A 13,331-nucleotide genomic window follows, 5' to 3' on the forward strand; every position below is an offset into this window, starting at 1 on the left:
TGCCACGCTGCCGCTCACGGTTTTAGAAGTTTGCCGGGGTGGTGGCACTGATCAACCGGGCGGGTTGATCGAAGGGATTGCGAAAACGATGGGGCTTGCTGCTCTCGAAGTAATAGCTGTCGCCGCTCTCGAGCACGAACACTTCATCACCGACGGTGAGCTCGAGACGACCTTCGACCAGCATGCCGGTCTCCTCGCCCTCATGGGCGTACATCTCCAGGCCGGTGTCGCTGTGCGGCGGATAGGTTTCGTCGAGAAAGGAAATGGCGCGGCTCGGATGCGCCTTGCCGATCAGCTTCATGGTGATCGCGCCACTGTGAATATCGGTCAACTCGCTTGCCCGATAGACCACCTGCACCTGATTGTCCTGCTCGGCCTCCAGGGAAAAGAACTCCACCAGCGACATCGGAATGCCGGCCAGCACCTTCTTCAGCGAACTGATCGAGGGGCTGACGCTGTTCTTCTCGATCATCGAGATGGTGCTGTTGGTGACCCCCGCCCGTTTGGCGAGTTCGCGCTGGGAAAGCCCTTTGAGCTTACGGATCGATTGCAGGCGTAGACCGACGTCCAATGCAGGATGCCCCCAGGGAAGACATGGAATTGGCCGTATCATGGCAACAGTGTTCAGTATTTACAACAGTCTGAACACCTTGAAACACCCGTGAGCCAAGGACTGTTGATGTTTCAACGTGAGGGATTGCCATGCCGGACGGAGACCCGCCAGGCGAGCGCCCTTAGCTTTCGCTGTAAATCAGCGGCACGCGTCGCACGTTGCAGAACAGTTGATAGGGAATGGTACCCGCCGCGATGGCGACATCGCTGGCCAGCACGCCGGAGCCCCAGAACTCGACACGGCTGCCCAGCCCGGCAGCGGGCAGATCGCTGAGGTCGACGGTCAGCATGTCCATCGACACCCGGCCGATGATCCGCGATGGCTGGCCATCGATGAGCACCGGTGTACCAGTCGGTGCGTGACGCGGGTAACCGTCGGCATAGCCCATGGCGACCACCCCCACGCGGGTGGCCCGCTCACTGGTGAAGCGCGCGCCGTAGCCGACCGGCTCGCCTGCGGGCAGGTCGCGGACGCTGATCACCCGCGACTCCAGAGTCATCACCGGCTTTAGCCGGGCCGCGACATCGTGAGCCTGCTCGAAAGGCGTGGCGCCATAGAGCATGATGCCGGGGCGCGACCAGTCGCTGGGAATGCTCGGCCAACCGAGCAGCGCTGGCGAGTTGCGCAGGCTGACCTCGGCGGCAAGCCCTTCGCGAGCCGCGAGGAACACCGCAAGCTGCTCGTCGCTGCGCACGTTGTCGAGCTCGTCGGCGCGGGAGAAGTGGCTCATCAGCACGATCTTCGCCACCTTGCCGCTGGCCAGCAGGCGCCGGTAGGCGGCCTGATAGTCGGCCGGATGAAAGCCGACGCGGTGCATACCGCTGTCGAGCTTCAGCCAGACGTTCAGCGGCCGCTCGAGCGACGCCTGCTCGATGGCTTCGAGTTGCCATTGTGCGTGTACCACGCACCACAGCTCGTGCCTGTCGATCAGCTCCAGCTCGGCCGCTTCGAAAAAGCCCTCGAGCAGCAGGATGGGCCCGCTGATCCCCGCCTCGCGCAGTTGCAACGCCTCTTCGATGCAGGCCACGGCGAAACCATCTGCACCCTGTAGCGCCTGCGCGCAGCGCACCGCGCCATGCCCGTAGGCATCGGCCTTGACCACCGCCAGCGCGCGCGCGCCGGACAGTTCACGGGCCAATTGATAGTTGTGACGCAGGGCTTGCAGATCGATCAGGGCACGGGCGGGACGCATGGTTATCTCGAATAACGGAAGAAGACATACTACTGAGGCGGGTGCGGACGTTCGATTGGGTGGGCTGAAGCCCACCCTACAGCCTGTGGGAGCGGCAACGGCTGCTAGCGCCTTATTGCAGTCGGAACATCTCGTTTGGATCGTGAGCCGGCCTTTAGGGTAAAGCAGCAATCACGGTCATCTCCACGAGCACGTCCGGCGAATACAGTTTGGCTTCGACGCAGGCGCGGGCCGGAGACTGGCCAGCCGGTACCCAGGCGTCCCAGACCTTGTTCAGGCCTTCGCGATCATCGATGTTCTTCAGGAAGATGGTGATCGACAGGATACGCGTCTTGTCGGTGCCGGCTTCGGCGAGGAACGCATCGATGCTGTCCAGGGTCGCCTTGGTCTGGGCCTCGATCCCTTCGCTGTGGTCTTCATCCAACTGGCCGGCCAGATAGACGGTGCCATTGTGAATGACGATTTCGCTCAGACGCGGCTCAGTTCGCAGGCGCTGTATGGACATGGGTGTTCGACTCCTTGGTTGTGCCATAACGGGAAATATCCAGGCCTTCGCTGCTGATCTGCGGGCGCTTTCTGGCGATGATATCGGCGAGCAAACGCCCAGAGCCACAGGCCATGGTCCAGCCTAGGGTACCGTGTCCGGTGTTCAGAAACAGGTTTCGATAGGGTGTTGCGCCAACGATCGGCGTGCCATCGGGGGTTGCCGGGCGCAGGCCCGTCCAGAAATCGGCCTGGCTCAGATCACCGCCCTGGGGATACAGGTCACCGACGATCATCTCCAGGGTTTCCCGGCGGCGCGGATCGAGGCTGAGATCGAAGCCGGCGATTTCGGCCATGCCGCCCACGCGGATGCGCTGGTCGAAACGGGTGATCGCCACCTTGTAGGTCTCGTCGAGGATGGTCGAAGTCGGCGCCATGGCCGGGTTGGTGATCGGCACGGTCAGCGAATAGCCCTTGAGCGGATACACCGGCGCGCGCACGCCCAGCGGCTTGAGCAATTGCGGGCTGTAGCTGCCCAACGCCAGCACGTAGCGGTCTGCGGTTTCCAGCTGGCCGTCGATCCACACGCCGTTGATGCGATCACCGGCGAAATCCAGGCGCTGGATGTTCTGCCCGAACCGGAACTGCACACCCAGCGTGGCGGCCATGTCGGCCAGCTTGCGGGTGAACATCTGGCAATCGCCAGTCTGGTCGTTGGGCAGGCGCAGGGCACCGGCGAGCTTGTCGGTGACGCCCGCCAGCGCCGGCTCGACCTTGGCGATGCCAGCCCGGTCGAGCAACTCGTAGGGCACGCCGGACTGCTGCAGCACGGCGATGTCCTTGGCAGCGTTGTCCAGCTGGGCCTGGGTGCGGAAGATCTGCGTGGTGCCCAGTTGGCGCCCTTCATAGGCAAGACCGGTTTCCGCACGCAGCTCGTCGAGGCAGTCGCGGCTGTACTCGGACAAGCGCACCATGCGTTCCTTGTTCACCGCATAGCGGCTGGCCGTGCAGTTGCGCAGCATCTGCGCCATCCACAGGTACTGGTCGATATCGCCGGTCATCTTGATCGCCAGTGGCGCATGCTTCTGCAGCAGCCACTTGATGGCTTTGAGCGGCACACCTGGCGCCGCCCAGGGCGAGGCATAGCCTGGCGAGACCTGGCCAGCGTTGGCGAAGCTGGTTTCCATGGCCGGGCCATTCTGGCGATCCACGACCACCACCTCGAAACCCTGACGGGCCAGGTAATACGCACTGGCCGTACCGATCACACCACTACCAAGCACCAGAACCCGCATATGTTCTCCCCGCCGCGACGATGCACTGGCGTATTACGTTCCGAGAAGTCGATGCGTACAGTATAGAAAGTGAATAGCAGTGCTTTTCACTGTATACACACCTATATTTGAAGGGAATTCTGGGTTTAACAGCCTTTCATGGAGGGGCGCCGACCATGCGTACGCAACATCAGAGCCGCCGCGAGCTGGACAAGATCGATCGCAACATCCTGCGCATCCTCCAGGAGGACGGCCGCATCTCCTTCACCGAGCTGGGCGAACGGGTCGGCCTGTCCACCACGCCCTGCACGGAGCGGGTACGCCGCCTGGAGCGCGAAGGCATCATCATGGGCTACCACGCCCGCCTCAATCCGCAAAACCTCAAGGCCAGCCTGCTGGTCTTCGTGGAGATCAGCCTGGACTACAAATCCGGCGACACCTTCGAGGATTTCCGCCGCGCAGTGCTCAAGCTGCCCCACGTACTGGAATGCCACCTGGTATCCGGCGATTTCGACTACCTGGTGAAGGCGCGCATCAACGAAATGGCCAGCTACCGCAAACTGCTCGGCGACATCCTCCTCAAGTTGCCCCATGTGCGCGAGTCGAAGAGCTATATCGTGATGGAAGAGGTGAAGGAGAGCCTGGCGCTGCCGGTGCCGGAGTAAGCAGCGGCAAGCTGCGCGTTTCGAGCGGTAAGTTGCTAGGCGAACGGCAACTGACCGTAGGGTGGAAAACCGCGAAGCGTTTTCCACCGGTTGGTTCAACGCCGGCCCAGCCTTGTGCCGTGATTGGTGGATAAGCTTCGCGTTATCCACCCTACTTGCTGCCCGACGCAACGCCCCGGTTAACGTTCTCACACGGGAGCGTGGATACCATCAGCCCCCGCCAAATGCCTAGACCAGCACCTGCCGCGTGCTGGCGATGAGCTGATGCACCTCGCGCTCGACGCCTGCCTCGATTGGCTGCTCGGGCGCACGTCCATGCGGACATGGCAGGTTCGGTGTGGTACCGAAAAGGCGGCAGATCAGCGGGCGCTGGTCGTAGACCTGACAACCCTGAGGGCCGAGGTGGACGCAGTTGTACTCGGCCAGCGCGGCGTCCTGCTCGGCGGCGGTCTTGCGCGGCAGGCGCGACATTTCTTCCGACGAAGCGGTCACCGGGCCGCAGCAGTCGTGACAGCCGGGCACGCACTCGAAGCGCGGGATCTGTCGGCGCAGCAGGTCAATCTTGCGGCTGGTGCAGCTCATGGTCACGGCTCGGAAATGGATGGCGCGCATGGTACAGGCGAGCCCGCCCGCCGCAAAGGATGCGACGGCAGCATCCTCTGCGCGCCATCGCGGGTTGGCGCAGGGCAAAGTCAGCGCTTATGCTTCGTCAATTTTTACAAACACAAAACTCAGGATTTCGCACATGACCGCCCGTGCCCACCCGCCGGTTCATAGCGCCGAGCATGCCCCGTCCTACTACGCCGCGAGCGCCAACCTGCAGGTCGATTATCCGCCGCTGCAGGGTGAGCAGCGTGCCGACGTGTGCATCGTTGGCGGGGGCTTCTCCGGCCTGAACACGGCCATCGAGCTTGCCCAGAAGGGCCTGTCGGTGGTGTTGCTGGAGGCCCATAGGATCGGTTGGGGCGCCAGCGGACGTAACGGCGGGCAACTGATTCGCGGCGTCGGCCACGGCGTCGAGCAGTTCGAGTCGGTGATCGGCGCCAGCGGCGTACGCGAGCTGAAACTGATGGGCCTCGAAGCGGTGGAGATCGTGCGCCGCCGGGTCGAACAGTTCGGCATCGCCTGTGACCTGACCTGGGGTTATTGCGACCTGGCCAACAAGCCCCGCAACCTCGCCGGTTTCGCCGAGGACGCCGCCGAGCTGCAGAGCCTCGGCTATCGCCACGAACTGCGCCTGCTGCAACCGGAACAGATGCACGAAGTGGTCGGTTCCAACCGCTATGTCGGCGGCCTTATCGACATGGGCTCGGGGCACCTGCACCCGCTCAACCTGGCCTTGGGCGAAGCCGCTGCGGCACACAGCCTGGGTGTACGCCTGTACGAGCATTCAGCGGCCACACGCATCGACTACGGCAGTGAAATCCGTGTGCACACGGCTCAGGGCGTGGTGCGCGCCGGGCAACTGGTGCTGGGCTGCAACGCCTACATCCGCGACCTGAACCCGACCCTGGGCGGCAAGGTGCTGCCGGCTGGCAGTTACATCATCGCCACCGAGCCGTTGAGCGAGGAGCAGGCCAGCGCGCTGATCCCGCAGAACATGGCGCTTTGTGACCAACGGGTGGCGGTCGATTATTACCGCCTGTCCGCCGACCGTCGCTTGCTGTTCGGCGGCGCCTGCCACTATTCCGGCAGCGACCCTGCGGATATTGCCGCCTACATGCGGCCCAAGATGCTGGCCGTCTTTCCGCAGCTGGACGATGTGCGTATCGACTACCAATGGGGCGGGATGATCGGCATTGGCGCGAATCGCCTGCCGCAGATTGGTCAACTGAAGGATCAGCCCAACGTCTTTTATGCCCAGGCCTACGCAGGCCACGGCGTGAACGCCACGCACCTGGCCGGCAAGCTGCTCGCCGAAGCCATCACCGGGCAGGCTGGTGGCGGCTTCGAGCTGTTCGCCAAGGTGCCGCACATGACCTTCCCCGGCGGCCGCTACCTGCGTTCGCCGCTTCTGGCACTGGGTATGCTCTGGCACCGGCTGAAAGAGCTGGCCTGACGCAGCCCGCAGCGCAGCGATACTCAGGACGGAGAATTCCGGGTACCGCTGCGCTGCATGCCCGCCTCTAGAGTTTCCAGAACGGCAGCGAGGCTTCTCTGCGGGCTTGATCCCGGGTCAGGCCGATGTCGTGAAGCTGCGCATCGCTCAGCTCGTGCAACGCGCGGCGAGTCATCAGGCGGCGGATGAACAGCTTCCAGCGATGGGCCAGTGCCTCGCGCGCCGGCATCAGCTCCGCCACACGCTGGCGCGCCGCACCATTGAGTTCGCTGCTCTTGAGGGTCAATCGCACATCGCTTAATCCGTTCATCTCGCTCTCCTGCACCGGGTGGTCATGGGAGATCATGATGGCAAGCGATGAAAAGACATGACAGATCCAAAAAAACGGAATTAAATCCATACAGATATCGGCGAAACCCAACTGAATGGTTGGTTACGCAGCTATCTGTATCGGTTTTTCATTCAATTCCTGCATACAGGCGCCGACCATGACCCTCTATACCAACCTGGCCGAGCTGATTGGCGAGCGCATCGAACAGGGCCTGTATCGCCCGGGGGATCGCCTGCCGTCGGTGCGCGCCCTCAGCCAGGAACACGGGGTCAGCCTGAGTACCGTGCAGCAGGCTTATCGGCATCTGGAAGATCGCGGCCTCGCGCTGCCGAAGCCGAAATCCGGCTATTTCGTCCCTCAGGGCCGTGCCAAACCAGCGCTGCCGAAGATCAGTCGGGCCCCCCAGCGACCAGTCGAGGTGTCGCAGTGGGATCAGGTGCTGGAGCAGATCGCCTTTGCACCGCGCAACGATTTCATCCAGCTTGGTCGCGGCCGACCGGACATCGACAGCCCGACCCTCAAGCCGCTACTGCGCTCACTGTCGCGCCTGAGTCGCAAGCAGGATCTGCAGACCCTGACCTACGGCAGCATTCACGGTGACCAGCGCCTGCGCGAGCAGATCGCCCGCCTGACGCTGGATTCGGGCTGCCAGCTGAGCCATGAAGACATCGTCATCACCACCGGCTGCCACGAGGCACTATCGGCAGCGATCCGCGCGATCTGCGAACCGGGCGATATCGTCGCCGTCGACTCGCCCAGTTTCCATGGCGTGATGCAGGCGCTCAAAGGCTTCGGCATGAAAGCTCTGGAGCTGCCGACCGACCCGCTCACCGGCATCAGCCTGGAAGCCCTGGAGCTGGCCCTGGAGCAATGGCCGATCAAGGCCATACAGCTCACCCCGACCTGCAACAACCCGCTGGGCTACATCATGCCGGAGGCCAACAAGCGCGCCCTGCTGGCCCTCGCCCAGCGCCACGACGTGGCGATCATCGAAGACGATGTATATGGCGAGCTGGCCTTCCACTACCCGCGCCCGCGCACCATCAAATCCTATGACGACGACGGCCGGGTACTGCTCTGCAGTTCGTTCTCCAAGACCCTGGCACCGGGCTTCCGGGTTGGCTGGATAGCACCGGGGCGTTATCTCGATCAGGTACTGCACATGAAGTACATGGGCACCGGCGCCACCGCCCAGTTACCGCAACTGGCCCTGGCCGAGTACATCGAGGACGGCCATTACGAGCCCCATCTGCGCCGCATGCGCGCGCAGTACGCCCGTGGCCTGGATCAGATGAGCGACTGGGTGAGCCGTTACTTTCCCCCTTCGGTACGGGTCAGCCGGCCCCAGGGCGGCTTCATGATCTGGGTGGAAATGCCGGAGGGCTTCGACAGCCAGCGCCTGAACCGCGAACTGGCGGTGCACAAGGTGCAGATCGCGCCGGGCAGTATCTTTTCCGCAGCGGGCAAATACCGCAACTGCCTGCGCATGAACTTCGCCTCACGGCATACCGCGAGCATCGAGGCGGCCGTGCGCAAGGTCGGCGAAACCGTGGCGGCCATGCTGGAAGAATCCCCGCAGTCTAGAGACTGAATCTTTTCAAGCGCAGCGGCGTCCTATCAGCACTTCCCCAGACAGCCGATGGAGGCTGCGACTGTGCCCTTGCGCTTGCTCTTTATTCTTCTGCTGAGCCTCGCTGGCTGCGCCAATCAGGTGCCCATCGTGCCCAGCCAGGCGATTCCCGCGGCCGATTCCTCGTTCGGTGCGGCGCTTGAAGCACGTGCCGCCGAGCATCAGGGCCACTCGGGGTTTCGCCTGCTGCCGGCGAGCAATGAAGCCTTCGCGGCCCGTGCCGAACTGATCCGCGCGGCGCAGCACAGCCTCGATCTGCAGTACTACATCGTGCATGACGGCTTGAGCACCCGGGCGCTGGTCAAGGAATTGCTGCAAGCGGCGGATCGTGGCGTACGGATTCGTTTTCTGCTCGACGACACCACCAGCGACGGCAAGGATTATCAGATCGCCCTGCTGGCGGCTCACCCGAACATCCAGATCCGCGTGTTCAACCCGCTGCACCTCGGCCGCATGACCGGCGTCACGCGTATGCTCGGCCGTGGCCTGAACCTGTCGCAGCAGCACCGGCGCATGCACAACAAGCTGTGGCTGGCCGACAGTGCCGCGGCCATCGTCGGTGGCCGCAACCTGGGCGACGAATACTTCGACGCCGAGCCGAACATGAACTTCACCGACATCGACATGCTGGCCGTCGGCCCGGTGGCACGGGATCTGTCGCAGAGTTTCGACCAGTACTGGAACAGCTCCTTGAGCAAACCCATCGAGCAGTTCGTCTGGCAGCGACCTTCGCAAAAGGACCTGGGCAAGGCAAGCAAGGGGCTGCGCGATTACCTGGACACCGCCCGCGTGGAGCAACCGACGCTCTACAAGCGCCTGCTCGCCTACCAACAGGAGCCACAGTTGCAGAAATGGCTGGGAGAGCTGATCTGGGCCCCCGGCACCGCCCTGTGGGATGCGCCGAGCAAGGTGCTGGCCAGTGGCGAACCGGACCCGCACCTGCTGCTGACCACCCAACTGGGGCCCCATCTGCAGGCCACCAAGAGTGATCTGGTGATGGTTTCCGCCTACTTCGTGCCGGCCCAGGCGGGCCTCGAATTCCTCACCGGCCTGGCCGACCGGGACGTGGATATCCGCTTGTTGACCAATGCCCTGGAGGCCACCGACGTACCTGCCGTACACGGTGGCTACGCACCCTACCGACAGGAAATGCTCGAACACGGCATTCGCCTGTTCGAGTTGCGCCGCCAACCGGGTGCCGACTCGCCACCGGCCTACAGTTTCAGCGGCGGCTCCGATTCCAGCCTGCACAGCAAGGCGCTGGTGATCGACCGGCAGAAATCCTTCGTCGGCTCCTTCAACGTCGACCCGCGCTCGGTGCTCTGGAACACCGAAGTGGGCGTGCTGGTGGACAGCCCCAAGCTGGCTGCCTACCTGCGCGAACTGGCCCTGCAGGGCATGAAACCCTCGGTCAGCTATGAAGTGCGCCTGCAGCCTGACGGCAACGGCACGCGCATGGTCTGGGTCGGTGAGGACGACGGCAAGGCGTTCGAGCTGCACGAAGAGCCCGGCAACCGCTGGCAGCATTTCAACGCCTGGTTCTCGCGGGCCATCGGGCTGGAGAAGATGCTATAGCAGGCCGTTGAAAAACGTAGGCGAGGCAGGTAAGACAAGGCAAAAACGGCCGAAAAAGCGCAGTTTACGCGTTGTAAATGAGCATTTTGAGGCCGTTTTTAACGCAGTATTGCCAACGCAGGTAGTTTTTCAACGGCCTGCTAGCGTGACGCGCTCGTCGAATGCATCAGGCCGCCAAGCCAACCACACGAAGCCTGCCGCACCGAGCGCCATGAGGATTGGCAAGGCATGCCCACTGACCCACTGGCTGACCGCCCCGGTCGCCAGCGGGCCGATCAGGCAGCCGATGCCCCACAGCTGAGCCACGTGGGAGTTGGCGCGCACCAGTTGATCATCCCGGAAGCGCTCGCCGATCAGGATCAGCGACAGGGTGAACAGGCCGCCAGCACTGGCGCCGAACAGCACCAGCACCGGCCAGATCAGCGGCGTATGCAGGAGCAGCGGAATTCCCAGGCTGGAGAACAGCAGCACCACGCCGCAGCCGCGGAACAGCGTGACCCGCGAGATACGATCGGCGAGCAGGCCGATGGGCAGTTGCAGCGCCGCATCACCGACCACCACCACGCTGGCCATGAACAGCGCGACTTCCTGGGTGAAGCCCTGACGCAGCCCATAGATCGGCAGCAGGGTGAGCATCATCGCCTCGAAGGCGGCGAACAGCATCACTGCCCAGGCGATCGCCGGCATGCGCTGGCAGAACACCAGCAAGCCTCGACCCGAAGCGCTGTGAGCATCGACTACGGGCGCGCCGGTGCGGCCGATCAACAACAGCGCCCCGCTGATCAGCAAGCTGATACCGAACCAGAAGCCCAGATCCGTATCGGTGCCGAGCACGCTCAGCAACAACGGCCCGCAGAGTTGGCTCAGCGCATAACCGGTGCCATACAGCGCGACCAGGCGGCCACGCCATTTTTCCACGGCCAGCTGGTTGATCCAGCTTTCACCGAGGATGAACACCACGGTCAGGGTCACGCCCAGCAGCAGCCGCAACAGCAGCCACACGGCGTAGCTCTGCATCAACGCCAGCCCGGCGACCGACAGCGCACCGACCAGTAGGCACAGTTGCATCAGCCGCGGCGTGGGGCAGCGCGAGGCCAGCCGCCCGGCCAGCGAAGCGCCGAGCAGCACGCCGATGGCCGGTGTCGCCGCCATGATGCCGATGGCGAACGAGCCATAACCCCAGCTCTCCAGACGCAAGGACACCAGCGGCATGGTGGTGCCCATCGCCAGGCCGATACTGATCACCGCCGCGCAAACGGCGAAGTAGGTTCCCCAACGCATTGCGACTCCAGAGACAAAGCACAGCGGCCGGGCTCCATGGAGCCCGGCCGCTGGGTTGATCGAGCCCGCCCGCTGGCGAGCTTAACCGTGCAGGATCAGAGTTTGATCCAGGTGGCTTTCAGTTCGGTGTACTTGTCGAAGGCGTGCAGCGACTTGTCACGGCCGTTGCCCGACTGCTTGAAGCCACCGAACGGTGCGGTCATGTCGCCGCCATCGTACTGGTTGACCCACACGCTGCCAGCACGCAGCGCACGAGCGGTCAGGTGGGCCTTGGAGATATCCGCCGTCCACACGGCTGCGGCCAGGCCGTAAACGGTGTCATTGGCGATCTGCACGGCCTGCTCGGCGCTGTCGAAACCGATCACCGAGAGCACCGGCCCGAAGATCTCCTCGCGGGCGATGGTCATCGCATTGGTCACGCCGTCGAAGATGGTCGGCTCGACATAGGTGCCGCCGCTCTCCTGCAGGGTGCGCTTGCCACCGAGCAGCAGCGTGGCGCCGTCCTTGTGACCGGCCTCGATGTAGCCGAGCACGGTGTTCATCTGCTGGGTATCGACCAGAGCACCGACGTTGGTTTCCGGATCCAGCGGGTTGCCAGCCTTCCAGCCTTTCAGGGCCTCGACCACCATGGGCAGGAAACGCTCCTTGATGGAGTTTTCCACCAGCAGGCGCGAGCCCGCGGTGCACACTTCGCCCTGGTTGAAGGCGATGGCGCTGGCCGCGGACTCGGCCGCGGCCTGCAGATCCGGCGCATCGGCGAAGACGATGTTCGGGCTCTTGCCACCCGCCTCCAGCCATACGCGCTTCATGTTCGATTCGCCGGCATAGATCATCAGTTGCTTGGCGATCTTGGTGGAGCCGGTGAACACGATGGTATCGACGTCCATGTGCAGGGCCAGGGCCTTGCCCACGGTATGGCCATGACCCGGCAGGACGTTGAAAACACCAGCCGGAATACCGGCCTCCACGGCCAGGGCGGCGACGCGAATGGCGGTCAGCGGCGATTTCTCGGACGGTTTGAGGATCACCGAGTTACCGGTAGCCAGCGCCGGGCCGAGCTTCCAGGAAGCCATCGTCAGCGGGAAATTCCACGGCACGATGGCCGCCACCACCCCAACCGGCTCGCGGGTGACCAGGCCGAGCTGGTCGTGGGGCGTCGGCGCGACTTCGTCGTAGACCTTGTCGATGGCCTCGGCGCTCCAGCGGATGGCATTGGCAGCCGCCGGAATGTCGATGCTCAGCGAATCGCTGATCGGCTTGCCCATGTCGAGGGTTTCCAGCAGCGCCAGCTCCTCGGCGTTGGCCAGCAACAGCTCCGAGAAACGGATCATCTTGGCCTTGCGCTTGGCCGGCGCGAGGCGCGACCAGGCGCCCGAGTCGAAGGCTGCGCGCGCCGACTTGACCGCCAGCTCCGCGTCGGCCAGGTCGCAACTGGCAACCTGGCCCAGCACCCGACCATCGACCGGGCTGATGCAATCGAAGGTTTCGCCGCTCTGGGCGGCCTGGTATTCACCCTGCACGAAGGCACGGGTCTCGATCTTCAGATCCTTGGCACGCTGTTCCCAGTCGGCACGAGTCAAACGGCTCATCTGATCATCCTCTTCTAGTAGGTGAAGGCGCCTGGCGCCTCGGAAACTGCGAACCACACTAAACCAGCGTCCGCAGGATTTTCAATATTCTTGACACTTTGTCGGGAAATGCCCTTGCTGCGTTCAATTTATTAAACATAGACTCGAGCGAATCGTTAGGGTCCGTTGAAAAACGCAGGTGCTTTCAACAGCCTGTAACGCCCTGCCGTCCCAAGCCGTCGATGGGCATGGGATGATCGCTGCACGTTCTCGGATTGACCACGGAAGCGAATATGAATATCCAGCAGATTGTCGATTTCGCCCAAGGCGGCAGCAGCGCCGAAGAGTACCGCCCAGCCCCTGAAAAAATCCTCAAGGGCGACCCGCTGCAGCAGGTACGCAACCACTACGCCAGTCCCTGCGGCCAGTTCAATGCCGGCGTCTGGGAGGGCGACATCGGCCAGTGGACGGTGAGCTACACCGAGCACGAATACTGCGAAATCCTTCAGGGGGTTTCCGTGCTGCGCGACGGCGAAGGCAACGCCAAGACCGTGCGTGTCGGCGACCGCTTCGTGATCCCGGCCGGCTTCGTCGGCACCTGGGAAGTGCTCGAGCCGTGCCGCAAGGTCTACGTGATCTTCGAGCAGGCCTGAACATCAT

At 63.4% G+C, this 13,331-nt stretch carries 13 protein-coding genes; 5 read left to right on the forward strand and 8 right to left on the reverse strand.

Annotated elements, in window-relative coordinates:
• Nucleotides 1-22: 22 nt before the first annotated feature.
• The 4 genes from ACT9T4_RS13790 to dadA form a co-directional block, all read right to left on the reverse strand.
• The gene (locus tag ACT9T4_RS13790) at nucleotides 23-571 is read right to left on the reverse strand and encodes a cupin domain-containing protein (RefSeq protein WP_042553257.1); all 549 of its coding nucleotides are present in this window, start codon (nucleotides 569-571) and stop codon (nucleotides 23-25) included.
• Between the two features lie 163 nt (nucleotides 572-734).
• Nucleotides 735-1,805 carry an alanine racemase gene (gene alr / locus ACT9T4_RS13795; protein ID WP_499117492.1) on the reverse strand — a complete coding sequence of 357 codons (1,071 nt, stop codon included), beginning with the start codon at nucleotides 1,803-1,805 and terminating at the stop codon, nucleotides 735-737.
• A 154-nt stretch (nucleotides 1,806-1,959) separates the two neighbouring features.
• A complete protein-coding gene (locus ACT9T4_RS13800) occupies nucleotides 1,960-2,310 on the reverse strand; it encodes a RidA family protein (protein WP_042553259.1) in 351 nt (116 codons plus the stop codon).
• Nucleotides 2,285-3,583 (reverse strand): D-amino acid dehydrogenase, encoded by a 1,299-nt coding sequence (dadA, locus tag ACT9T4_RS13805; protein WP_499117494.1) that lies wholly within the window; start codon nucleotides 3,581-3,583, stop codon nucleotides 2,285-2,287. The genes ACT9T4_RS13800 and dadA overlap by 26 nt, the downstream gene beginning before the upstream one ends.
• Before the next feature lie 155 nt (nucleotides 3,584-3,738).
• On the opposite strand from dadA, the gene dadR reads away from it, so the two are divergent.
• Nucleotides 3,739-4,227 carry a transcriptional regulator DadR gene (gene dadR, locus ACT9T4_RS13810; protein ID WP_013789818.1) on the forward strand — a complete coding sequence of 163 codons (489 nt, stop codon included), beginning with the start codon at nucleotides 3,739-3,741 and terminating at the stop codon, nucleotides 4,225-4,227.
• A gap of 228 nt (nucleotides 4,228-4,455) precedes the next feature.
• Here the strand turns inward: dadR and ACT9T4_RS13815 are convergent, their stop codons facing one another.
• The gene (locus ACT9T4_RS13815) at nucleotides 4,456-4,809 is read right to left on the reverse strand and encodes a YkgJ family cysteine cluster protein (protein WP_499117496.1); all 354 of its coding nucleotides are present in this window, start codon (nucleotides 4,807-4,809) and stop codon (nucleotides 4,456-4,458) included.
• Between the two features lie 163 nt (nucleotides 4,810-4,972).
• Between ACT9T4_RS13815 and ACT9T4_RS13820 the strand changes: the two genes are divergently transcribed.
• The gene (locus ACT9T4_RS13820) at nucleotides 4,973-6,286 is read left to right on the forward strand and encodes an NAD(P)/FAD-dependent oxidoreductase (protein WP_499117498.1); all 1,314 of its coding nucleotides are present in this window, start codon (nucleotides 4,973-4,975) and stop codon (nucleotides 6,284-6,286) included.
• Between the two features lie 67 nt (nucleotides 6,287-6,353).
• On the opposite strand, the gene ACT9T4_RS13825 is transcribed toward ACT9T4_RS13820, so the two are convergent.
• On the reverse strand, nucleotides 6,354-6,596 hold the full coding sequence (locus tag ACT9T4_RS13825; RefSeq protein WP_499117542.1) for a DUF1127 domain-containing protein: 243 nt from the start codon (nucleotides 6,594-6,596) through the stop codon (nucleotides 6,354-6,356).
• Nucleotides 6,597-6,774: 178 nt separating this feature from the next.
• Between ACT9T4_RS13825 and ACT9T4_RS13830 the strand changes: the two genes are divergently transcribed.
• Both ACT9T4_RS13830 and ACT9T4_RS13835 read left to right on the forward strand, forming a co-directional pair.
• Nucleotides 6,775-8,208, forward strand: coding sequence for an aminotransferase-like domain-containing protein (locus tag ACT9T4_RS13830; RefSeq protein WP_179539137.1), 1,434 nt, complete (start codon nucleotides 6,775-6,777; stop codon nucleotides 8,206-8,208).
• A gap of 48 nt (nucleotides 8,209-8,256) precedes the next feature.
• On the forward strand, nucleotides 8,257-9,822 hold the full coding sequence (locus tag ACT9T4_RS13835; RefSeq protein ID WP_499117500.1) for a phospholipase D family protein: 1,566 nt from the start codon (nucleotides 8,257-8,259) through the stop codon (nucleotides 9,820-9,822).
• A 129-nt stretch (nucleotides 9,823-9,951) separates the two neighbouring features.
• Here the strand turns inward: ACT9T4_RS13835 and ACT9T4_RS13840 are convergent, their stop codons facing one another.
• Both ACT9T4_RS13840 and ACT9T4_RS13845 read right to left on the reverse strand, forming a co-directional pair.
• Entirely contained in the window at nucleotides 9,952-11,103 is a 1,152-nt protein-coding gene (locus ACT9T4_RS13840; RefSeq protein WP_042553266.1) for an MFS transporter, read from the reverse strand.
• Nucleotides 11,104-11,198: 95 nt separating this feature from the next.
• Complete coding sequence (locus ACT9T4_RS13845; RefSeq protein WP_179539140.1) at nucleotides 11,199-12,692, reverse strand: aldehyde dehydrogenase; 1,494 nt, start codon at nucleotides 12,690-12,692, stop codon at nucleotides 11,199-11,201.
• Between the two features lie 272 nt (nucleotides 12,693-12,964).
• Here ACT9T4_RS13845 and ACT9T4_RS13850 point away from each other — a divergent pair, with 272 nt between their 5' ends.
• Entirely contained in the window at nucleotides 12,965-13,324 is a 360-nt protein-coding gene (locus ACT9T4_RS13850) for a cupin domain-containing protein (RefSeq protein ID WP_042553268.1), read from the forward strand.
• The last annotated feature ends 7 nt before the right edge of the window (nucleotides 13,325-13,331 follow it).

The sequence above is a fragment of the Pseudomonas sp. SZ40 genome (assembly GCF_052958135.1).